Origin of the sequence: Eudoraea chungangensis (assembly GCF_029360665.1) — a bacterium.
Taxonomy (GTDB): domain Bacteria; phylum Bacteroidota; class Bacteroidia; order Flavobacteriales; family Flavobacteriaceae; genus Eudoraea; species Eudoraea chungangensis.
Window position 1 is genome coordinate 600,179 of record NZ_JARDUB010000001.1, and the last position, 21,107, is coordinate 621,285.

The 21,107-nt window shown below is 36.2% G+C and carries 21 protein-coding genes; 5 read left to right on the forward strand and 16 right to left on the reverse strand.

Features of this window, described 5'->3' with window-relative positions; all coding sequences use genetic code 11:
* Window positions 1-66: 66 nt before the first annotated feature.
* From PXG98_RS02675 to pdxA, 8 genes are all read right to left on the reverse strand, one after another.
* Entirely contained in the window at window positions 67-528 is a 462-nt protein-coding gene (locus PXG98_RS02675; RefSeq protein ID WP_276388857.1) for a GreA/GreB family elongation factor, read from the reverse strand.
* Complete coding sequence (locus PXG98_RS02680; protein WP_276388858.1) at window positions 529-1,641, reverse strand: NAD(P)/FAD-dependent oxidoreductase; 1,113 nt, start codon at window positions 1,639-1,641, stop codon at window positions 529-531.
* A 42-nt stretch (window positions 1,642-1,683) separates the two neighbouring features.
* Entirely contained in the window at window positions 1,684-3,036 is a 1,353-nt protein-coding gene (gene accC, locus PXG98_RS02685; protein ID WP_276388859.1) for an acetyl-CoA carboxylase biotin carboxylase subunit, read from the reverse strand.
* A gap of 76 nt (window positions 3,037-3,112) precedes the next feature.
* Window positions 3,113-3,610, reverse strand: coding sequence for an acetyl-CoA carboxylase biotin carboxyl carrier protein (gene accB, locus PXG98_RS02690; protein ID WP_276388860.1), 498 nt, complete (start codon window positions 3,608-3,610; stop codon window positions 3,113-3,115).
* 24 nt (window positions 3,611-3,634) lie between these two features.
* On the reverse strand, window positions 3,635-4,627 hold the full coding sequence (locus PXG98_RS02695; RefSeq protein ID WP_276388861.1) for a beta-ketoacyl-ACP synthase III: 993 nt from the start codon (window positions 4,625-4,627) through the stop codon (window positions 3,635-3,637).
* Between the two features lie 167 nt (window positions 4,628-4,794).
* Window positions 4,795-4,992, reverse strand: coding sequence for a 50S ribosomal protein L32 (gene rpmF, locus PXG98_RS02700; protein WP_276388862.1), 198 nt, complete (start codon window positions 4,990-4,992; stop codon window positions 4,795-4,797).
* 8 nt (window positions 4,993-5,000) lie between these two features.
* The gene (locus PXG98_RS02705; protein ID WP_276388863.1) at window positions 5,001-5,534 is read right to left on the reverse strand and encodes a YceD family protein; all 534 of its coding nucleotides are present in this window, start codon (window positions 5,532-5,534) and stop codon (window positions 5,001-5,003) included.
* Window positions 5,535-5,605: 71 nt separating this feature from the next.
* Window positions 5,606-6,661, reverse strand: a complete 1,056-nt coding sequence (gene pdxA, locus PXG98_RS02710) for a 4-hydroxythreonine-4-phosphate dehydrogenase PdxA (protein WP_276388864.1) — start codon at window positions 6,659-6,661, stop codon at window positions 5,606-5,608.
* Between the two features lie 58 nt (window positions 6,662-6,719).
* Here pdxA and PXG98_RS02715 point away from each other — a divergent pair, with 58 nt between their 5' ends.
* Entirely contained in the window at window positions 6,720-7,310 is a 591-nt protein-coding gene (locus PXG98_RS02715; RefSeq protein ID WP_276388865.1) for a riboflavin synthase, read from the forward strand.
* A 17-nt stretch (window positions 7,311-7,327) separates the two neighbouring features.
* On the opposite strand, the gene PXG98_RS02720 is transcribed toward PXG98_RS02715, so the two are convergent.
* Window positions 7,328-8,416, reverse strand: a complete 1,089-nt coding sequence (locus tag PXG98_RS02720) for an acyltransferase family protein (RefSeq protein WP_276388866.1) — start codon at window positions 8,414-8,416, stop codon at window positions 7,328-7,330.
* A 1-nt stretch (window position 8,417) separates the two neighbouring features.
* Window positions 8,418-10,226, reverse strand: a complete 1,809-nt coding sequence (locus tag PXG98_RS02725; RefSeq protein ID WP_276388867.1) for a sodium:solute symporter family protein — start codon at window positions 10,224-10,226, stop codon at window positions 8,418-8,420.
* A 90-nt stretch (window positions 10,227-10,316) separates the two neighbouring features.
* Here PXG98_RS02725 and PXG98_RS02730 point away from each other — a divergent pair, with 90 nt between their 5' ends.
* Window positions 10,317-11,054, forward strand: coding sequence for a sulfite exporter TauE/SafE family protein (locus tag PXG98_RS02730; protein WP_276388868.1), 738 nt, complete (start codon window positions 10,317-10,319; stop codon window positions 11,052-11,054).
* Here PXG98_RS02730 and PXG98_RS02735 read toward each other — a convergent pair.
* Window positions 11,051-11,908 carry an endonuclease/exonuclease/phosphatase family protein gene (locus tag PXG98_RS02735; protein ID WP_276388869.1) on the reverse strand — a complete coding sequence of 286 codons (858 nt, stop codon included), beginning with the start codon at window positions 11,906-11,908 and terminating at the stop codon, window positions 11,051-11,053. The two genes, PXG98_RS02730 and PXG98_RS02735, sit on opposite strands and share 4 nt — an antisense overlap.
* A 152-nt stretch (window positions 11,909-12,060) precedes the next feature.
* On the opposite strand from PXG98_RS02735, the gene PXG98_RS02740 reads away from it, so the two are divergent.
* Entirely contained in the window at window positions 12,061-12,396 is a 336-nt protein-coding gene (locus PXG98_RS02740) for a tellurite resistance TerB family protein (RefSeq protein WP_276388870.1), read from the forward strand.
* 7 nt (window positions 12,397-12,403) lie between these two features.
* Here the strand turns inward: PXG98_RS02740 and PXG98_RS02745 are convergent, their stop codons facing one another.
* Both PXG98_RS02745 and PXG98_RS02750 read right to left on the reverse strand, forming a co-directional pair.
* On the reverse strand, window positions 12,404-13,366 hold the full coding sequence (locus tag PXG98_RS02745) for a sodium-dependent bicarbonate transport family permease (RefSeq protein ID WP_276388871.1): 963 nt from the start codon (window positions 13,364-13,366) through the stop codon (window positions 12,404-12,406).
* Window positions 13,367-13,397: 31 nt separating this feature from the next.
* Complete coding sequence (locus tag PXG98_RS02750; RefSeq protein ID WP_276388872.1) at window positions 13,398-13,691, reverse strand: hypothetical protein; 294 nt, start codon at window positions 13,689-13,691, stop codon at window positions 13,398-13,400.
* A gap of 322 nt (window positions 13,692-14,013) precedes the next feature.
* Between PXG98_RS02750 and PXG98_RS02755 the strand changes: the two genes are divergently transcribed.
* Window positions 14,014-14,937: a LysR family transcriptional regulator gene (locus tag PXG98_RS02755; protein ID WP_276388873.1), complete on the forward strand. Its 924-nt coding sequence runs from the start codon at window positions 14,014-14,016 to the stop codon at window positions 14,935-14,937.
* A gap of 9 nt (window positions 14,938-14,946) precedes the next feature.
* On the opposite strand, the gene PXG98_RS02760 is transcribed toward PXG98_RS02755, so the two are convergent.
* Window positions 14,947-16,053, reverse strand: a complete 1,107-nt coding sequence (locus tag PXG98_RS02760) for an AI-2E family transporter (RefSeq protein WP_276388874.1) — start codon at window positions 16,051-16,053, stop codon at window positions 14,947-14,949.
* 188 nt (window positions 16,054-16,241) lie between these two features.
* Between PXG98_RS02760 and PXG98_RS02765 the strand changes: the two genes are divergently transcribed.
* Window positions 16,242-17,546 (forward strand): YfcC family protein, encoded by a 1,305-nt coding sequence (locus PXG98_RS02765; protein ID WP_276388875.1) that lies wholly within the window; start codon window positions 16,242-16,244, stop codon window positions 17,544-17,546.
* On the opposite strand, the gene PXG98_RS02770 is transcribed toward PXG98_RS02765, so the two are convergent.
* Window positions 17,499-19,718 carry a peptidase domain-containing ABC transporter gene (locus tag PXG98_RS02770; RefSeq protein WP_276388876.1) on the reverse strand — a complete coding sequence of 740 codons (2,220 nt, stop codon included), beginning with the start codon at window positions 19,716-19,718 and terminating at the stop codon, window positions 17,499-17,501. The genes PXG98_RS02765 and PXG98_RS02770 overlap by 48 nt on opposite strands.
* Window positions 19,719-19,835: 117 nt before the next feature.
* Window positions 19,836-21,005 carry an HlyD family secretion protein gene (locus PXG98_RS02775; protein WP_276388877.1) on the reverse strand — a complete coding sequence of 390 codons (1,170 nt, stop codon included), beginning with the start codon at window positions 21,003-21,005 and terminating at the stop codon, window positions 19,836-19,838.
* Between the last annotated feature and the right edge of the window lie 102 nt (window positions 21,006-21,107).

The following is a 21,107-nucleotide window of genomic DNA, read 5'->3' on the forward strand; positions in this document are numbered from 1 at the left end:
TTTGTTTTAGAGAAATAATTATCTCTAACTATACTAAAAAAGAGAATTCTTAGCTAATCATCCTCTTTATTTGACCTTTAAAATACTACTTTTAACTCCGTTAAATTCAAAAAAATCTCCCTTTTGCTTCCCAAGTAACAAAATGCCAATGGGACTTTTTACTGAGATACAATATATTTCATCCTGCCCTAAAGTAAAGCATCCGGAAGGAGTTGCAATATAAAAATTATTATTAGTGGTATGTACCAAACTTCCAAGCCCTATTCTTTCACTTGTCTCATTCGGGTCTATAGAACGTAGTATTTTTTGCATATTTTCTGCTTGCCTTAGTCTTTCGCCTATTTTTTCTCTTTCTATCTGCAACATTGCCCTTCCTGTTTCATGTTTATCACCAGCTGTACTCTTGGTTTCAGAAGTTAGTCCTTCTTGAACATCTTTTAGGCTATTTTGAATAGTCTCTAACTTCTTACTTACTACCAGCTCGCAAAATCTATGTAGCTCTCCTTTTAAGTCGTCTTTATAAAGCATCTAGGTAATATCTGCTATTTTTTTTCCAACTAAACTCCCTATAGCAATCCCCATTCCTCCCAATCTTACACCGCAAAATATTCTTTCGGAAATTTGTTTAACAATGGGTTTTTTTTTGTTACCAACACCCATAATCCCACTCCATCTTTGATCAATTTCAAAGTTGATTCTTGGCAGAATAACATCTCGAAGTAGTCTTTCCAGGTTTTCCTGTACCAGGGTGGTCCGGCCAAATTCTATCGTCTCTTCGGCCTTAAAATCTAAGTTCCTGCCCCCGCCAAAAAGTATACGATTCCCAATATTCCTGAAATAATAGTAGCCTTCTTCCAAGTGAAAACAACCTTTTATTGGTAAACCAGGAATTTCTTTTGTAATTAAAACCTGAGCTCTTGCAGGTTTTATATCCTCATTAAAAAATTTACCTGCAAATCCGTTGGTTGTAATTACAAGTTTTTCCGAAATAAATTCAAAGGAATTAGTTTGAATCTTAACCCCGAAGGTTTTTTCTTCGAAGGATAACACCTCTATAGCATTTAATATTTCAATTTTCGCTTTCCGGGTTTCATTGAGCAAATTCTTCATCATTTTTCCCGTATCTATTTGACCCTCGAATTTATTGGTGATATACTGATCTTGAATACCTGTAAAACCAAATATGTTTTGGCTCACCTGGAAAGGACTTTCTCTATATATTGGTCTTAACAAGTTGTTTATGTTTTGCATTTTATCCAGGCAGTTATCCAAAAGATTTTCTTCTTCTTTTAAAAATAACTCATGACCCCCTAGTTGTTCGTATTGTATTCCTTTATCACCTAAAGTGTCTCGCAATACTTTTATACCTTCCCATCTCGACTTTACAAGTTGAAAGACTTCCTCTTCACTATGAAAATTTAAATCACTCAGAATTTCAGAAATGCTTCCAAAACATGCAAATCCCGCATTCTTTGTGCTAGCTCCCTGGGGCAAAACCCCTCTTTCTAAGATTAATATCTTGGCCTCTGGGTATTTTTTAGACAATTGCAGGGCACAATTTAAACCAACTATACCACTTCCAATTATTGTAATATCAATATTGGAAAGCCATGTTGTTTTTTCCCAATAGCTTAATTCCATAGTATTAAAAAAAAACTCCAGCAGCAGCTGGAGTTGTAAATCTTATTCTTCTGGTTTAGGATTCATTTTAAAGTCTTCCATAAATTTGGTCGTGTAGTTCCCTGCCAAATAATCTGGATTATCCATTAATTGTCGATGAAAAGGTATTGTCGTAGCAATCCCTTCAATTACAAATTCATCGAGCGCCCTCCTCATTTTATTAATCGCTTCTTCCCTAGTCTGGGCGGACGTAATTAATTTGGCAATCATAGAATCATAGTTAGGTGGAATGGTATACCCACTATAGACATGCGTGTCTAAACGGACACCGTGACCCCCTGGGGTGTGTAGTGTAGTAATTTTTCCTGGAGAAGGTCTAAAGTCATTATATGGATCTTCAGCATTAATCCTACATTCGATAGCATGGAGTTTTGGTGTGTAGTTTTTACCAGAAATAGGCACACCTCCCGCCACTAAAATTTGTTCCCTAATAAGATCGTAATCTACCACCTGCTCCGTTATGGGATGTTCTACTTGAATTCGTGTATTCATCTCCATGAAGTAGAATTCCCTGTGTTTATCTACCAAAAACTCAACCGTCCCTGCTCCTTCGTATTTTATATACTCTGCAGCTTTAACAGCAGCTTTACCCATCTCTTCTCTTAAACTATCCGTCATAAAAGGTGAGGGGGTTTCTTCGGTTAGCTTCTGGTGTCTTCTTTGTATGGAGCAATCCCTTTCCGACAGGTGGCAGGCATTTCCGTATTGGTCTCCAACAATTTGTATTTCAATATGTCGGGGTTCTTCAATAAGCTTTTCCATGTACATTCCACCATTACCAAAAGCCGCACTCGCCTCTTGTACTGCGCTTTCAAATGCCGCCTCAATATCTTCTTCTTTCCAAACCGCTCTCATTCCTTTACCACCTCCGCCAGCAGTTGCTTTAAGCATTACGGGGTAACCCATTTTTTTGGCGTCCTTTTTGGCATGTTTTACATCCTTGACCAAACCTTCAGACCCCGGGATAGTAGGAACTCCTGCCTTCTTCATCGTTTCTTTTGCAGTGGCCTTATCTCCCATTTTATCGATATGTGCTTCCGAGGCCCCGATAAATTTTATTTCATGTTCTGCACAAATTTTAGAAAACTTAGAATTTTCAGATAAGAATCCATATCCTGGGTGTATAGCATCGGCATTGGTAATTTCCGCAGCCGCTATAATATTAGGAATTTTAAGATAGGATTCACTACTTGGTGCAGGACCTATGCATACCGCTTCATCAGCAAACCTAACGTGCAGACTTTCTTCGTCTGCTTTGGAATAAACAGCGACTGTTTTAATGCCCATTTCTCTGCATGTTCTGATAATACGCAATGCTATTTCTCCTCTATTGGCAATAAGTATTTTTTTAAACATAACTTAATTTATAGAATTCTAAAAAGCTAATTCCGAAAGCGGATAAGATTTAAATTGATTATTCAAAACACTGAATTTAGGATGGATCAACCAAAAATAAAGGCTGATCAAATTCTACAGGAGAAGAGTCGTCAACCAATACTTTAACAATTTTACCAGAAACTTCAGACTCGATATCGTTAAATAACTTCATTGCCTCTATCACGCATAAAACATCTCCTTGAGCGATAGTAGACCCAACTTCAACAAAGGAAGGTTTATCAGGAGAGGGCTTTCTATAGAAAGTCCCGATAATTGGTGATTTGATAGTTATATAATTTGATTCTTCGTCAGAAGAAGCAGCTTCAGTTGTTACTTCTGGTGTTGCGGGTGCTTGCTGAGGCGCAGGCGGATTCATTAACTGGGCTGCCGGAGCAGCGGCAACTGGAATTTGTTGAACATAGGCAGTTTCCTGTGTGTTGCCCAAAGCACCCGTGCGTATGGTTATTTTGATTTCTTCTGTCTCTAGTTTAACTTCACTAGCTCCAGATTTTGCCACAAATTTAATTAGACTCTGAATTTCTTTAATATCCATTTAGTTCTTATTTAATCGATTTTATTAATTATAGGCCCATTTCAAATATATTGACCCCCATGTAAATCCGCCTCCAAAGGCTGCAAAGACCAAATTATCTCCTTTTTTCAATTGCTTTTCGTAGTCGGCAAGCAGGAGTGGTAATGTCGCAGAGGTTGTATTTCCGTATTTATCAATATTCATCATGACTTTGGAAGAATCTACATCCATCCTCCTGGCTGTTGCATCAATGATTCTTTTATTTGCCTGATGGGCTACTAGCCAGTCCACATCATCATGTGAAAGACTATTCCTATCCATTATTTTAGCGGCTACATCTGCCATGTTTGAAACAGCAAACTTAAATACAGACTTCCCATCTTGGTAAACGAAATGTTGTTTGTTTTTAACCGTTTCCTCGGTGGCCGGTAAGATAGATCCTCCGGCTTCTATTTTCAAATATTCTCTCCCTGAACCATCAGAGCGGAGGAATTCATCCTGTAAGCCAAATCCTTCCGTATTAGGTTCAAAAAGTACCGCCCCTGCACCATCTCCGAAAATTATGCAGGTAGTTCTATCTGTATAATCTAAAATAGAGGACATTTTATCTGCACCTATTAGAAGAACTTTTTTATATCTTCCAGATTCGATGTATCGAGCAGCAGTTGACATCCCGTAGAGAAAATTCGAACATGCAGCCTGCATATCAAATGCGAAAGCATTGGAAGCGCCAATTTTAGCAGCAACATAAGCACTAGTTGACGCTACTGGTAAATCAGGCGTAGCAGTTCCTACAATGACTAAGTCTATTTCTTTAGTATCAATATTTGCTTTAGAGATAAGCTCTTCAGCCGCTTTTATTGCTAAATACGAAGTACCCTTACCCTTGTCTTTAAGGATCCTCCTCTCTTTTATACCTGTTCTGGTAGTTATCCACTCATCGTTGGTGTCTACCATGGTTTCCAACATTTTATTGGTTAACCTAAATTCTGGTACATAAGCCCCTACAGCTGTAATTGCTGCTGTTATCTTACCCATATTACGTTTGGTTTTTATCGAGAAACCTTTAAAAATGGTCGAAAATCGTTGAAAATTAATGATTTTTTAGGACAAATTGAGAAAAATGACGATTTAATAGAATTAAATCTATTTCATAAAAAAACTCCCAACTAAAAAATTGGGAGTTATATCTAAAGTAAACTCGATTACGCAGTTTCTTCTTCTGTTTTGTCAATCAGCACTTGTCCTCTGTAATACAATTTCCCTTCATGCCAGTGCGCGCGATGGTATAAGTGAAGTTCTCCCGTAGTAGGATCCTTGGCAAGAGTTGGAGCAACTGCTTTGTAGTGTGTTCTCCTTTTGTCTCTTCTAGTCCTAGATATTTTTCTTTTAGGATGTGCCATAATGTAATCTATTTATCCGTTAGTAAATTTTTTAATGCGTCCCATCTGGGATCAATATTGTCTTTATTCTTTTGTTCGTTCTCTTTTGGTTGTAATTCTTCTAATTTTTTTAATGCTTTTGAGTCTAAAGTACCATCGGTTACACCTGGATGAATTAGTTTTGAAGGTACTGCCAAAACAATCATCTCATATACATACTGGGCAATATTAACTTGATGCTCCCCATGTGGTATAATCAAAATTTCGTCATCGTCGTCGTTATACTCTTGTCCAAACTTAACTAATAACTCTAAATCCGCTTCAAGAGGCTGATCATAGGACTCATTCGTTAGATCACAGTTTACATTAACCAAGCCTGTGGCTGTCATCTCAAATTCCAATACGGTCGACATACGGTTTAGTACAACTCTTAACTTGAGTGTTACATCATTAAACTCGTTATAATCAAAAGATTCAAAGAACGTTTTATCTAAATCAAACTCAAACTTGTGCTTCCCTTGTTTTAATCCCGCAAAAGGAATTCTGTATTCCTTATTCTCCATCTGTTAATACACTAGATTAAGGCGTGCAAAGATACTTTTTTTTTCTAAAACACCAATAAAAATAATCATTTCTAATTCCCTTTCCGAATTGGCTTTTGTTTAAGTAAAGGATTTTTATTTAAATCTGTATATTCCTGCCTCTTCTTGAAGATACTTATTGCCATAAACAATGCCTCCTTAAACGAACTTGGATCGGCTTTCCCCTGTCCAGCTATTTCATATGCCGTGCCATGATCTGGGGAAGTTCTAACCTTTGATAAACCTGCTGTATAGTTAACACCTTTTCCAAAGGAAAGAGTCTTAAAGGGTATTAGGCCTTGATCGTGGTACGCTGCCAATATCGCATCAAAATTTTTATGCCCTTCACTTCCAAAAAAACTATCTGCGGCATAGGGCCCAAACACCAATTCGCCTTCCTCTGAAAGTGTTTTAATCGTTGGCTTTAGGACATCTTCATCCTCCGTACCTATTACTCCGTTATCTCCACTATGTGGGTTAATCCCCAATAATGCAATTTTTGGTTTTCTAATCCCAAAATCCATTTTTAAGGACTTGCTAATAATGCTAACTTTTTTTCTGATTAATTCTGCTGTAATAGCTGTACTTACCTCTTTTACTGCAAGATGATCGGTAAGCAGGCCAATACGCAAACCATCTGTCACCATAAACATTAAACTCTCTCCCTCCAATTCCTGAGCCAAATAATCCGTATGCCCTGGAAAGTTAAACTCATTCGATTGAATATTGTTCTTATTTATTGGCGCCGTTACCAAAACATCAATGCTTCCAGCCTTTAAGGCTTTTACTGCAGATGTCAAGGATTTGATCGCATAGGTTCCCATGTCCTTTGAAAGCTTGCCATATTCAATTTTTGGGATCTCTTGCCAAACATTTACCACATTAATTTTCCCGTCAATGGCTTTAGATGCTTCTCTAATTCCATTGTAGTTTAGAACAATCCCCAAATCTGACTTCTGTTTTGAAATAGTTTTATTCGAGGCAAAAATAACAGGAGTGCAAAATTCGGTCATTCTGATGTCTTCAAATGTTCTTAAAACAATTTCGCACCCAATCCCATTTAAATCTCCTATTGAAATTCCTACCTTAATTTTTCCTTTTTCCTTCATGCAATCAATAGCTTTATTTCTACTTTTACATGGCAAAACTACTTATTTTAAACGACACATGTTTACAGGTATAATTGAAACTTTAGGAAGTGTATCTGCACTTGAAATGGAAGAAGGAAATCTTCACATAAAAATTCGATCCAGTTTAGCGGATCAATTAAAAATAGACCAGAGTGTTTCACATAACGGGGTATGCTTAACAGTAGTCGACGTTGCTACTCCATTTTATTCGGTTACCGCCATAGAGGAAACCTTGTCTAAGACAAACTTGTCTACTCTAAAAGAAGAGCAGCTTGTAAATTTAGAACGAGCCATGATCATGGGTTCAAGATTGGATGGTCATATGGTTCAAGGCCATGTAGATCAAACGGGTATATGTGAAAAAATAGAGAGAAAAAATGGTAGTTGGATTTTTATGTTTACCTATGATGCAAGCCTGAACCATTTAACTATCGAAAAAGGATCCATAACCGTCGACGGCGTTAGTCTTACGGTCATAGATTCGGCTAGAAGTAGTTTTAGTGTAGCAATTATTCCCTATACTTATGAAAACACCTGTTTCCATACATATGAGGTTGGGACGGAAGTAAACCTAGAATTTGATGTAATTGGAAAATATGTAAGTCGATATATGGGGTTAAAACCATAAGTTCTATCCTCTTTTGTTTACACCTTAATAAATATCTTTTTTTTATACATAACATAAGCCAGCATTAAGTAAAAAGAAACTACGGCCAAAGCATAAAGTAAGGAAGATAATTCTAGAGGTAAAGCTTTATAAACAAACACATTATTAAATATCCATTGATGTATACTAGTATTCTCCTGGACTTTTATAGAATAAAAAAGTTTAGTTATAAAACTAGATAAGAAGTATACGGTAATGGCATTTGCTCCAGCGTACCTAAAAATACTGCCAAATTTAACCCCTTTTACATCGGTTAAGTAATAAATAATTGCCAAGGTAATATTTGCCCATCCGGCGGTAACTAAAACAAAGCTGCTAGTCCACAGTGCCTTATTTATAGGGAACCACGTATCCCAGAGGTGGCCAAGTAGTAATAAAATTATTCCCATAAGTGCCAATAAAAAGGTTTTGTTTTCACGTTTTGATAGCAAAAGCAGGCCTGTAAAAATCCCCATTAGTGACGTAGCTATTGAAGGGAGTGTGCTCATAAGACCTTCCGGGTCGTAATCGGCTTTATACATATGCGATCCAAACACTTGTAAATCTATGAAATTTGCCCAGTTATTAGAGGCTCTCTCAAAGCTTGGCGCCAAACCATTTATGGGAATAAAACCCATCCATAACCAATAACCCAAAAGAAGAGCTACACAAATGCCCAAAAGTGTTTTCCAATTGAAGTTTATATATAGTATTGAGGCGAAAAAGAAAACAACCCCAATCCGTTGTAAAACACCTGGAAATCGAATGGAATCAAAATCTTTTAAAAATGGAAAAGCTATCGTAAATGCTCCTAAGAACAGACCTAAGCCTATTAATTTAAGGGCTCTTATGGTTATTTTTTTGTACGTTTTTTTATTCGCTTTTTTATTCTGGTACGCAAAAACTATAGATGTCCCAACAATAAATAAGAAAAAAGGAAAAACAAGATCAGTAGGGGTGTAGCCATGCCAAGTGGCATGTAAAAATGGAGGATAAACATTAGACCATGTGCCCGGAGTATTTACCAATATCATTAAAACAATGGTTAAGCCTCTAAAAATATCAACTGAAATAATTCTTTCTTTCATCTTAAAGTATATTATCCTTCATTTTATTCCATGCTTTTATCAGCAAATATCCTGAAACCACAGCGATTACAGATAGTATGATTGCGGAAGTACTCCAACCATAAATCCAATATCCGGTAGCAAACATCAAAGAGTAAACCAATATCACTCCTAAAAGCATGGCTTTAAGTCCGGACGGTACACTCCATTTCTCTCCTGAATCGATTTCAATATTATCTTTTTCTGCGTCTTTTACTACTTTACTCCATCCGGGTCCGCCAGGTTGAATTCTTTTATAAAAAGACCTCAATACTTCATTTGATTCTGGCTTGGTCGTAAATGTCGCAATTAACCATATGGATGTTGTTATTAGCATTACAAATGGAATTTCCCCCCAACTAGGAAAGATTCCGGAATCTACAGAAAACAACATAGCCCCTAAAGGTGTGGCCTTAAGTAATATCGATAAAATTCCCGAGGCAAACATGGCAGAAATTTCTGTCCATGCGTTTATTCTCCACCAGAACCATCGAAGAATAAAAATTAGTCCTGTTCCGGCCCCAAAAAGTAAAAGTAATTCAAAGATTTGTTGCGCATTTTGCATTGCCAAAGCAAGAAAGGCGCTTAATACCATTAATACCACGGTAGATATTCTCCCAACTGCAACCAATCTTTTTTCTGACGCATCAGGATTAATTTGTTCTTTGTAAAAGTCAAAAACAATATAGGAGGATCCCCAGTTCAGCTGGGTTGAGATAGTACTCATATATGCAGCAATTAACGAAGCTAAAACTAGTCCAAGTAATCCGCTTGGTAGTTTCGTTAACATGGCTGAATACGCCAAATCATGTCCCAATTTTCCCTCCGCAACATTTGGAAAAGCTTCAGAAATACTAGCAATATCGGGGTAAACCACTAAAGAAGCCAAGGCTACTAAAATCCAGGGCCAAGGTCGAAGGGCATAGTGCATAATATTAAAAAAGAAGGTCGCTCCAATAGCATGATTCTCGTTTTTTGCGGCCAGCATTCGCTGTGCAATATATCCGCCTCCTCCAGGTTCTCCTCCGGGATACCATGAGCTCCACCATTGAACAGCAAGGGGCACCACAAGAAGTGTTATAAACATGTTTGTATCGCTAGCGTCTGGCAAAATATCTAATTTAGAGGATACCAATGGATTCGCCATCATAGCCTCAATCCCACCAACCTCTGGGATATTTATTAGGTAATATGCCGCTCCTATTGCACCGCCCATGGCAACAAAAAAGAGTAAAAAATCGGTATAAACCACCCCTTTAAAACCTCCCAAAGCACTAAATACTACTGTAATAAGCCCTGCGCCAATTACGGTTTGCCAATCTTCCAGGCCTAACATAATTCCTCCGATTTTTATGGCAGCCAAGGTAACCGCAGACATTGTAATAACATTAAAAATAATCCCAAGGTAAACTGCCCTGAATTTTCGCAAAAACCTTGCAGGTTTCCCGCCATATCGCAACTCGTAAAACTCCAGATCTGTCTTTACATTAGACTTACGCCATAATTTGGCATATACGAAAACCGTCAGCATACCCGTCAAGAGAAAACACCACCATCCCCAGTTTCCTGAAACTCCCTTATCTCTAACCAAATCTGTTACTAGATTTGGTGTATCTGTAGAAAATGTAGTAGCCACCATCGACAAACCAAGTAACCACCAAGGCATGGTTCTTCCGGAGAGAAAAAATTCGTTGGAATCCTTGCCCGACTTTTTAGAAACATATATTCCAATAAGTAAAACAAGAGAGAAAAATCCAATAATTAGTGTGTAGTCGAATGTACTAAGTTCCATAGTTTGGTTTTGGTTTAGGGATAAAGATATTATTTTTTAAGATACATTTGTCTGATATAACAAAACACTACAGCTCATTTAATTGAAATTTTGGAATTAAGCGACACTACTTGGATTATAGCTTTAATAGCTGCCGTTATTCTCGGTATTTCAAAAGCAGGAATAAAGGGTATTGGAATTATCATTGTGACCTTAATGGCTTTAGCATTTGGCGCAAAGGAATCTACCGGTTTAATGGTTCCTCTTTTAATTGTAGGAGACATATTTGCCGTTGTGTATTACAATAGGCATGCCCAATGGAAATATATAATCCGTTTTTTACCTTGGATGATACTCGGATTGCTTATTGGTGTTTTTGTAGGCAAAGACCTGCCTGAGAATACTTTTAAGTACGGTATGTCTGCGATAATTTTGGCCAGTGTCGTTCTGATGTATTGGTGGGATATCAGGAAGTCTAAGTCTGTGCCCAGCCATCCCGCCTTTGCAGGTTTTACTGGTATTATGGCGGGTTTCACCACGATGATAGGAAACCTTGCAGGGGCGTTTTCTAACATCTATTTCTTGGCAATGCGATTGCCTAAAAACGTATTTATAGGAACAGCGGCTTGGCTCTTTTTAATAATAAATACGATTAAACTTCCTTTTCACATTTTTATTTGGAAAACCATTACAAAAGAAAGCCTCCTGATTGATCTTAAGTTAGTACCCGCAGTTCTAGTAGGCCTCTTTTTGGGTATTCGACTAGTGAAAATAATAAGGGAAAGATTTTATCGAAAAATGATTCTGATACTTACCGCACTTGGGGCTATTCTTATCCTTTTCCGCTAAAAACTTAGCAACGCAAATACAGGGAAATGATCAGACGGGTATCGCATATCTTTAGAATCGCTCAAGATGGCATATTTTTGAAGCGTTATTCCTTTCTTAGAAAGAAATAAATAATCTATTCTTCTGTTAACCGCTTGATTAAAATCAAAACCATTATAGGTCCCAATTGGTCCAAAAGCTTCCTCTCCTGCCAATAAATGGGCATCGTGAAATATGGTATTTAGGAAAGCTATTGTTTCATTATCCGGTTCCAGGTTGAAATCGCCCATCAGAATTACCGGGAGATTTTCCGTATTTAGCTTTGAAATCTGATCTGCTATTAACCTTGCACTTTCTTTTCTAGCCAATTCCCCCTGATGATCAAAATGTGTATTAAAAACAAAAAATTTTGTGCCTTCCTCTTTTAATTCGAACATCCCGTATGTACATACCCTATTATAGGAAGCATCCCAGCCCAAAGATGGTTTGTTCGGGTTTTCCGATAACCAAAAGGTATTAGCACTTAGTAAATCAAGGACTTGCGTGTCGTAAAAAATAGCACTGAATTCTCCTTTCTCTTCCCCATCCTCTCTTCCTTTTCCTATATATTCGTATCCCGGCATTCCATCTTTTACTGCTTCAAGCTGATGCTTAAAGCCTTCCTGTGTGCCAAATACGGATGGTCCATAAAACTTTAATTGTCCAATTAAAAAATCCTTTCTTTTGTCCCATCTATTGTCTAAATCGGAAGCCACATCCAATCTCAAATTATAGGTGATAATTTTCAACTCTTGGGAAGATAGCAGGCCGCACATAAGAAATAAAACTAAAAAAATACTAGATGATCTATTAAAACTATTGTCTATGTGTATCATTAGAACTGTATTAGGGAAAATGAATAAAGAGTTTAAACTTTTTTATGATTATACTGAGAAAGTCTCAAAGTAATTGGTCTTAATTTTATTACCTTGTGTTCTTATACATTTTAAGGTTTAAAAAATACCTACCAACTCATTAAATATACAATATGGATTTTAATTTAGCAGAAAAACTGGCCATTGTTAAGGCAATAGATGAGGTAATACTTGTTGATGGGCAAGTTAAGAAAAGTGAAATAGACCTTCTAACCCAATTGATGAATATTTTAAAATTTGATCGGGTATTAATAGAAGAAGCAAGAAATATCACTGCAAAAGAATGTATGCATATTCTAAAAGGGATGCCAGAAAATAAAAAGCATGCTCTAGGAGTAATGTTAAATGAAATGGCTAATGCGGATGGTGAATTCAATGAGGCAGAATATCGATTAATATTTAATATAATGCTCGAGGCAGGAATTGAAGTTGATCACAATCCCGATTAATCTGAATTCAAAAATTTTGTATTAATAACAAATACCAAGGCATACCAAAGGTGATATTAAATGGGAATGTTATCGCGAGAGCCATCGGTAGATACAAACTTGGATTAGCTTTTGGCACTGCCAATCGCATGGCGGCGGGTACTGCAATATAAGACGCACTAGCTGCCAGTATTGCAAATAAAAATCTATCTCCAACTTCTTGTGTAAAACTACCTGTAATCCATGCTATCAAAGAACCATTTATTAACGGGATAATAATCGCAAAAACAAAAGCAAACCAGCCCTTCTTTAAAAAATCTGTTAGTTTCTTTCCACTAGTAATTCCCATATCTAACAGAAAAACAGCTAAAAACCCTTTAAAAATATCCGTGGTAAAAGGCTCAATTCCACGAGCCTGCTCATCACTGGCTAAAAACCCGATTATTAAACTTCCCATAATCAGAATAACGCTACCATTTGTAAGAGAGTGATTAAGAATACCTTTAAGGGAAAATTTATTATTGCAATTTTTTTGAAAGATTGATATTAATAACACCCCTACAATTATTGATGGTGCCTCCATAAGCGCCATAACGGCAACCATATGACCCCCAAAATCAATATTTTCCATTTCGAGAAAAGACACTGCTGTTACAAAGGTAACTGCGCTCACCGACCCATATGCGGCGGCAATAGCTCCGGAGTTTTCGACACTAAATTTTCGTCTTAAAATAAAATATGTATAAAAAGGAACAACTACAGCTAATATAATTCCAAATACCAGGGACCATAAAATCTGTAGATTTAGTTCACTGTGCGACAATTCTAAACCTCCTTTAAATCCAATAGAAAACATTAGATATAAGGAAATAAATTTAGAGGAGTTTTGGGGAATTTCCAGATCACTTCTAAGCTGAACCGCTAGGATTCCAAGAAAGAAAAAAAGAAGCGCTGGATTGGATAGGTTATCAACCAATAAATGTAAATCCATAAAAGAAGCCTAAAGGCAAAAGAGAGATTACTTAAAATACCTTTTCAGGGGTTTTAACTAAGGTAACCTCTACTCTGCTATTTAAGCTTAAGGTATATCCTTTGTCTCGTGCTTCCAGTATAATTTCTTTTACTAAGTTCTTGGAAGCTTTTAATTCTTCGATTCTTTTAAGAGAATGAGACATATCTCCGCCGAACCTTTCCTGGTTGCTGAGCATTTGAAGGTTGTGGAATTTTATTTTATCCCCTATTAATGAGAATAATACATCTGCGGCTTCTACCGGTGTGAATTCTCCTTCTACTAATTTAAACGATTGATTCTCCATATTTAAAATACTATTTAGTTTACTTTATTGAGTGCCTTAATTAAAAGGATGCAGAACAAGATTGCCCCAGCGATTAAAAGTTGGTTCATAAAAATCATATTACTATAGAATGACATTGTGAGGACTGTTATATAAACAAGGATTGAAAAAACGATTCCAAAATTTGATGTTGAGTAAGAGTCCTTCTTTCTTCTTACTGATTGAAATTTTATTTCTGCCATACCCTTTAAGAAATTTGTTGTCTTATTTATCAATGCAAAGTTGCTAATTGTTTTTCATAAATTTTTATTTATATTTATTATCACATACATAATTTATTTTTATGAATTACACTTTACATCAGCTTCAGATATTTTTAAAAATAACACAGCATCAAAGTATTACTAAGGCATCTCAGGAGCTTCACCTAACGCAACCAGCTGTTTCTATTCAACTGAAAAATCTACAAGACCAGTTTTCTATCCCCCTAACCGAGGTGGTGGGGCGCAAGCTTTATGTAACCGATTTTGGGAAGGAAATAGCTGTAGCGGCAGAGAATATTTTAAACGAGGTAAATGCTATTAATTACAAGACCCTTTCGTATAAAGGGCAACTAGTTGGCAGATTAAAAATTGCAGTAGTATCTACCGGTAAGTATGTAATGCCCTATTTTCTTTCTAATTTCATGGAAAAGCATAATGGCATTGACCTTACCATGGACGTTACCAATAAAGCAAGTGTAATTGAAAGTTTAGAAAAAAACGAAGTAGACTTTGCCTTAGTATCCGTTTTACCTAAACAATTGAAAATTGAAACAGTTCGTTTAATGGAGAACCGTCTTTTCTTGGTAGGGAAGAAACAACTTAATAGAAAACCGTTTAAAAGTAAAAAACAGTTTTTTGAAGAAATCCCCCTTATATACAGGGAGGTCGGTTCTGCGACTAGAAATGCCATGGAAACCTTTATAAATAAAAATAAAATTCCTATTTATAAAAAAATAGAACTAAAGTCGAATGAAGCGGTCAAACAAGCTGTTTTAGCTGGACTTGGATACTCTATTCTTCCTTTAATAGGTATTAAAAACGAATTGAAAAACGGAGATTTAGAAATTATAGAAGTTAAGGGGTTGCCTATAAGAACACATTGGAATCTAATATGGTTAAAATCAAAAAACTTATCCCCAGCAGCAAGTTCTTATTTACAATATTTAGAAGATGAAAAAAAGCAAATTATTTCAACCGACTTCGAATGGACTAATAGCTATTAAAAACCCCATTTATAATGGCTGCTCTTTATTCCCATCTTCCTTCGGCTTTTCAATTTTTTTAACGGGATCAATATTCTTACCCATTTCTGAAAATAGAATAGCATAGGGACTAAATTTGGGGTTTCCTTCTAAAATTATTTTTATTACGCCAACTGTGGGAATAAACAAAATCATTCCTGAGACTCCCCATATGGTGCCGCCAACTACGATTGCCAAAAACACAATAAAGGCATTGACTTTCATCTGGTCTCCAACTAGCCAAGGTCTAAACACATTATCCTGTAAAAAGTTTACTATAAATAACGCAATAAAAATAAACAATGGCACCAGCGAACTTTCTTTGGTTAGGATTGCAAAGAGCATTATTACCACTAGCCCAATGGCATTTCCCACAAAAGGGATCAGGTTAAGAATTGCCAAAAAGACCGCAAAAAAGACGGCAAATTGAAGGCCAAAAATTAGAAATACCAAATAGTTGGTAAGCGCAGACAATAAGGTTAAGACCATAAGGCCAAAAATATAACTTCTAATAAGTTTTAATGATTTTCTAAATCGTTCTTTCATCTCCTTCAATTCCGTTTCGTCTGTAATATTCTTTTGAAAAAAACTAGGAATTAAATCTCTGTAGTAAAGGATAAAAAATAGGAAGCATAAAATAAGTACAATGGCCCAAATTTCTAATCCTAGTTCAGAGATAAATGAAAATATTGTTTTACTATGGGTTTGGACCCAATTCCCCACAATATTCTTGTCAATTTGCTCTGGCATATCGATTCCAACTAGCCGTAATGTATCTGAAAGTTCCTGGATTCTTTCTGATACTCTATCGTTAATAGAAGGTAAGTTCCTAAATATTCGGCGCACCTCCTTAAAGAAAAATAGTCCGATAAGAAAAATCCCTCCAAGTATAAAAAGGATATATACAAATACAATTAGTCCTCTATTCCACCTAGTCTTATCTTCCAGCTTTTGCACAATCCCAATACTAGCCAAACCAATCAGCAAGGCCCAGGCAAGTGGCACTAAAAAGGATTTCCCTAGAACCATCCCTAGAATAATAAACCCCAAAATGATTAATCTAAGGGTAATCCTAAACAGAGGTGAGTTATTTTCCATTAAATGAATTTACTGTTTTTACTTAAATATGGGTCAATTGATCAAAACAAAATATAGTTTTACTCCTCAAAAAGCAGCTAAATAGTCTTTGTCTGATATTATTGCTATAAAAACTCTACCTTGTTAAATTCATCACCAACCAATTTTCCGCTTTTTCCATGAAAAAATTTCCAAATGCCCTAGTAATTATGATTAGCATAATCTTTATTGCTACTATTTCAACCTATATTATTCCACAAGGAAAATACGAAAGAAAAATCTCAGAGGTCAGCCAGGAATTAAAAGTTGTTCCAAATTCTTTTTCCCTAGTTGAAGCTCCCTCGGTAAGTATTGCTGAAACATTCATGGCCATTCCCGAAGGCATAATACTGCGGGCCGATGTCATTGCGCTAATATTTCTTATTGGAGGAAGTTTCTTTGTGCTTGAAAAAACTGGGGCATTACACAACGGGATAGCCTTTCTAACTGAAAATTTAAAGGGCAAAGAGGAGATTGCTCTAATTGTTGTTTCTCTGGCTTTCCTTGCCGGTGGTGCTTTGTGTGGCCTGCAGGAAGAAATAATAGCCATGACCCCTGTAATGCTATTTCTCTGTCACAGAATGGGATATGATTCTTTTGTTGCCATCGCCATAAGTTTTGGATCGGCAATTTTAGGAGCATCGTTTAGTCCTATAAATCCATTTGCAGTAGTTCTTGCTCAGAAAGAAACCAATTTAGAATTCTTATCTGGTAGCACCTTTCGACTAATGGCCATGGGCTTGGCCTTTGTATTATGGATGATATTAATTATCAGATATGCCAATAGGAACAGGATATCAAAATCTGTCGATAATTTAAATAGTAAAACCAAGCTAACCAGAAAGACCATAGGCATTTTTGGTGTTCTGGGATTAACATTTATTGTATTAATCATTGGAATTCTTCAATATGATTGGGGCTTCAATGAAATGTCTGCCGAGTTTTTTGCAATGGGAATCCTAGTAGGCATTCTTGGAGGGTTAGGAATAAACGGTACAGCGGAAGCCTATACCGAAGGTTTTAAAACCGTAGCCTTTGCGGCCATAATAGTTGGATTGTCGAGCAGTATTTCTATTATTCTCGAGAAAGGGTTGATAATTGACAGCGTAATTAATGGTTTGTTTACACCTCTGCAATATATGCCAAAAAGTATCTCTGCAGTTTCTATGTTTCTTTCTCAAGCCGTTCTTCATATTATAGTCCCTAGTTATTCCGGGCAAGCTATATTAACTATGCCTATTTTGGCGCCATTATCTGATTTAATAGGGATTTCTCGGCAGGTATGTGTCTTAGCGTATCAATACGGGGCTGTTATGATGGACCTATTAATTCCTACCAATGGTGGTCTAATGGCAATTCTCTCTATTGCAGGAATTCCATTTAACAAGTGGTTTGGATTTGCTTTTAAATTAATGCTTCCATTATTTCTATTTGCCGCTCTGACGATAATCGTTAGCGTCTATATAGCCTTCTAAAGAAGGAAGTCTAAAGGTTAAAGATTTTGGCAATTGTGAGTGCCACAATTTATGATATTGCCCTTTAACTGCTAATAGATCTTCGTGGGTACCCTGTTCTGAGACCCTTCCTTTGTCTAAAACAACAATCTTATCGGCATTAGCTATTGTGCTTAGTCTATGTGCTATTATTATTACTGTTTTGTTAGTGCGCCTCATCTCTTTTATGGCATTATAGACCTGTTTTTCGGCCATAGAGTCTAGAGAAGAGGTAGCCTCATCAAGAATTAGAATCTCCGGTTCTTTGTACAAGGCTCTTGCAATCGCTATACGCTGTCTTTGCCCTCCTGAAAGAGAAACACCATTCTCCCCAAGGTAGGTGTAATATCCTTCAGGTAATGTCTCAATAAATCCTGTTATATCAATTGTTTTACAAATTTTATCTATTTTTTTGGTGTCCGGATTAAAGTCTCCTACAGCAATATTTTCTATAACATTCCCAGCAAATAAATCTATTTTTTGGGGCACAACGGCTATTAGGTGCCTTAAACTGGATTTTTTGAACATGTTGATATTCATTCCGCCAAGACTAATTTGTCCGTTTTGAACAGAATATATGTTTTGAAGTAAAGAAGCAAGTGTAGTTTTTCCACAACCGCTTTCTCCGACCACAGCAGTTACTTCTTTATGATGAATACATAAATTTAGTTTTTTGAAAACCCTCTTTCTACAGCCGTATCTAAAGTCTACACTTCTAAATATAATATCCCCAACTAATTCTCTTTGAAGTCTTATTTTTTTCATTTCATCTTCTTGTTCAAGATCGATAATTTCAAATAATCTATCCGCGGCAATAAGGGCATTTTGTATATCTCTATTGGAGTTAATAAGATAAACAAGGGGGCTTGTAAAATATCCCATTATTGCATAAAAAGACATTAATTCCCCTGGCGATATCTCTTGTTCTAAAACAAAATAAGAACCCGTCCACAGCAATACTATAGTTGATAGTTTAGAAACTGCACTACTACTGCTATTAGAAAAAATACGGTTTAATGAAGAATGGTAGCCGGTTTTCATCAGGCGTATAAACCTTGTTTCTGTCCTGAGGTTGGCAAAGTCTTCCAATTGAAACTTTTTAACGGTACTTATTGTATTGAGAGATTCCACTAATTGGCTTTCCAAACTAGCAGATTCTTCCATAATTCTGCGTTCCGTTTTTTTGTTTAAAAAGTTCATCAAATAGTAGATTCCAAAATAAATAGGAATAAATGAGCAAATTACAAGAGCTAGTTTCCAGTAATAAGTAAACATTAGAACAAAAGAAAAACCAATAATCAGACAATTTACGGTTAGGTTTAAGGCAACGCCATTAATAAAAGTCCTTATTTTAATTGCATCGTTTAATCTGGAGATAATTTCTCCTACGCGCATAGTATCAAAGAATCGCTGTGGAAGTTTTAATAAATGCCTATAATAGCCTAAAATAAGTCGGATATCTATTTGCTGCCCAGTCTTTAATAGAAATACGTCTTTAAAAGCGCCAATTACGATTTGAGCAAACCAAAGCAAAACCATCAGCATACCTAAAATGTTTAGAAGACTCCTATTCCCTCCAACAAAGACAAAATCTGTTAATTTTTGAATATATATGGCGGTAGAAAACCCTAGCAATGTATATATAACGGAAGCAAAAAGAGCGTGCAATAGAATCCATTTATGTGGTTTAAGCAAAATCCACAGTCTTGAATAAACAGATATTTTTAGGCTTCTTTTTTCAAACTTTTCCCCTGGAGTAAGTAAAATAAGAACCCCTGTCCACTGTTTAGCAAAACCCTCATAGGTCCAATTATGAAATTCCCCATCTGCCGGATCCATAATCCTAACACTTTTTTTACCCGTCTTGTATATTACTATGAAGTGATACATCACCCTATTAATTAGCATATGGGAAATACATGGTTTGGGGACGTATTTTAAACTAGCTAGATCTGCCTTAACTCCTTTTCCCTCAAAACCAAACTTAGCAGCAGCTTCAATCAGACCAAAGGCATTTGTTCCGCTTTTATCGGTCCCGGCAATTTGCCTTATTCTTGAAATGGGAATATGTAAGTTGTAGTGCTCAAAGACAGATGCTAAACAGGCTGCCCCACAATCTGTAGTATCGTGCTGTTTAACTCTTTTTTTGGCCATTGTCTTATATTAATAAATCTTCGGCAAACCCTTTTTTTGAATAAACCTCTGGGCCGCAGTTTTATAAAGATCATGTTGAAGGGTGCATTTGCTTTGCAAACAATAAAATCCTTTTTGCTAAAAATCCGCAAGTTTAAAATCTTGCGAAGAAGGGTATAACCAATCTTCCAATTGATCAAAAAGCAATTCCCATAAAGACCTTTTACTAAGAACGAAATGTACCGTAACAGTCATTCCCTTTTTCAATAATCCCTTAAATCCATTTTTTAGGGTTAATGTATTCTTAAACATCTCGCATTTTACCAAGAAAAAAGGGGTGTCCCCGTTAAACTGAAGATCACGACCTATTTCTGACACCCGACCAGAGATGGTTCCCCATTGGTTGTAATTGAAGGCATCTACTTGAAATTTTGTTTTCATATTTTCCCTAATTAGTCCAATGTCTAATGGGCTCACAAAGCATTCAACTATAAGGCTATTTTCGGGTGATATCTCCGCTATTCTAGTCCCAGAAGTGACATAATTGCCAGGGGAAACCGCGATAACTTTGTTTAATGTGCCATTGGCAGAGGCCGTAACATAGTGCTTTTTTATTTGTTCTTTAGTTTTATTCCTATCCATTCTTATCTGTCGCAATCTATGATTTTGCGTTTCCAGATCCTTTTCGCAAGATTCTCTGAACTCATTTAGTTGTTGTCGAGATTTTGAAAGAACGGTTTCATACACATATTTCGCTTCCAAATACTCTTTTTCTGAAACAACGCCTTTTAAAAACAAATGCTTCTGCCTCTTTAATTCTGTTTCTGATTTTATTTTTTCTAAGAAGACCGACCTCATTTTTTCTAAAAATATCGAAGTCAATTTTTGGTATTTGGAAGATCGTAATCCTTGTGTATCAATATTTTCTTTACTAAGGAGAGCTTCCAAGTCTATTTTCAATACCGATATGATTTCCATTTCTTGCTTTAATAAGAAATCTCTTTCTTGAAGAAAATTGCTGTTTAAAACTAGGAGTGTGTCACCCATATAAACTCTAAGGTTATTTTGTAGGTTACTATGAAGAACTTTTGCAGAAACAATAACGTATAGATCTTCTTTAGAAATATCTGACCTAATTACTCCTTTTGCAGAAGAATAAACATCTACTTTTAACAGAGGTAATAAACAAATCCCCAGAATCATTATAAACAGCAATACCCCCAAAAACCATACGGATTTCGTACGGTGTTTAAATAAATATACTTCAGAAGTATTTTCTAATATTTCCTTTGGAAATACTTGTTTCATCCCATCAAAATATTTTCAATTATTTCAAAAAATCATAGGTCTGAAACTAATGGCTTCAGCCGCAATATATTTGCAAATTGAAAAAATTTATGCCTCTGAGGT

Coding starts and splice junctions, on each gene's coding strand:
- PXG98_RS02770 (WP_276388876.1), bottom strand. CDS start 19,718: ATGGCCAAAAAAAGAGTTAAACAGCACGATACTACAGATTGTGGGGCA.
- PXG98_RS02775 (WP_276388877.1), bottom strand. CDS start 21,005: ATGAAACAAGTATTTCCAAAGGAAATATTAGAAAATACTTCTGAAGTA.
- PXG98_RS02680 (WP_276388858.1), bottom strand. CDS start 1,641: ATGGAATTAAGCTATTGGGAAAAAACAACATGGCTTTCCAATATTGAT.
- PXG98_RS02755 (WP_276388873.1), top strand. CDS start 14,014: ATGAATTACACTTTACATCAGCTTCAGATATTTTTAAAAATAACACAG.
- PXG98_RS02760 (WP_276388874.1), bottom strand. CDS start 16,053: ATGGAAAATAACTCACCTCTGTTTAGGATTACCCTTAGATTAATCATT.
- PXG98_RS02720 (WP_276388866.1), bottom strand. CDS start 8,416: ATGAAAGAAAGAATTATTTCAGTTGATATTTTTAGAGGCTTAACCATT.
- PXG98_RS02695 (WP_276388861.1), bottom strand. CDS start 4,627: ATGGGTAAGATAACAGCAGCAATTACAGCTGTAGGGGCTTATGTACCA.
- PXG98_RS02725 (WP_276388867.1), bottom strand. CDS start 10,226: ATGGAACTTAGTACATTCGACTACACACTAATTATTGGATTTTTCTCT.
- PXG98_RS02750 (WP_276388872.1), bottom strand. CDS start 13,691: ATGGAGAATCAATCGTTTAAATTAGTAGAAGGAGAATTCACACCGGTA.
- PXG98_RS02745 (WP_276388871.1), bottom strand. CDS start 13,366: ATGGATTTACATTTATTGGTTGATAACCTATCCAATCCAGCGCTTCTT.
- accB (WP_276388860.1), bottom strand. CDS start 3,610: ATGGATATTAAAGAAATTCAGAGTCTAATTAAATTTGTGGCAAAATCT.
- PXG98_RS02765 (WP_276388875.1), top strand. CDS start 16,242: ATGATTAGCATAATCTTTATTGCTACTATTTCAACCTATATTATTCCA.
- PXG98_RS02715 (WP_276388865.1), top strand. CDS start 6,720: ATGTTTACAGGTATAATTGAAACTTTAGGAAGTGTATCTGCACTTGAA.
- accC (WP_276388859.1), bottom strand. CDS start 3,036: ATGTTTAAAAAAATACTTATTGCCAATAGAGGAGAAATAGCATTGCGT.
- PXG98_RS02675 (WP_276388857.1), bottom strand. CDS start 528: ATGCTTTATAAAGACGACTTAAAAGGAGAGCTACATAGATTTTGCGAG.
- PXG98_RS02740 (WP_276388870.1), top strand. CDS start 12,061: ATGGATTTTAATTTAGCAGAAAAACTGGCCATTGTTAAGGCAATAGAT.
- PXG98_RS02705 (WP_276388863.1), bottom strand. CDS start 5,534: ATGGAGAATAAGGAATACAGAATTCCTTTTGCGGGATTAAAACAAGGG.
- rpmF (WP_276388862.1), bottom strand. CDS start 4,992: ATGGCACATCCTAAAAGAAAAATATCTAGGACTAGAAGAGACAAAAGG.
- PXG98_RS02735 (WP_276388869.1), bottom strand. CDS start 11,908: ATGATACACATAGACAATAGTTTTAATAGATCATCTAGTATTTTTTTA.
- pdxA (WP_276388864.1), bottom strand. CDS start 6,661: ATGAAGGAAAAAGGAAAAATTAAGGTAGGAATTTCAATAGGAGATTTA.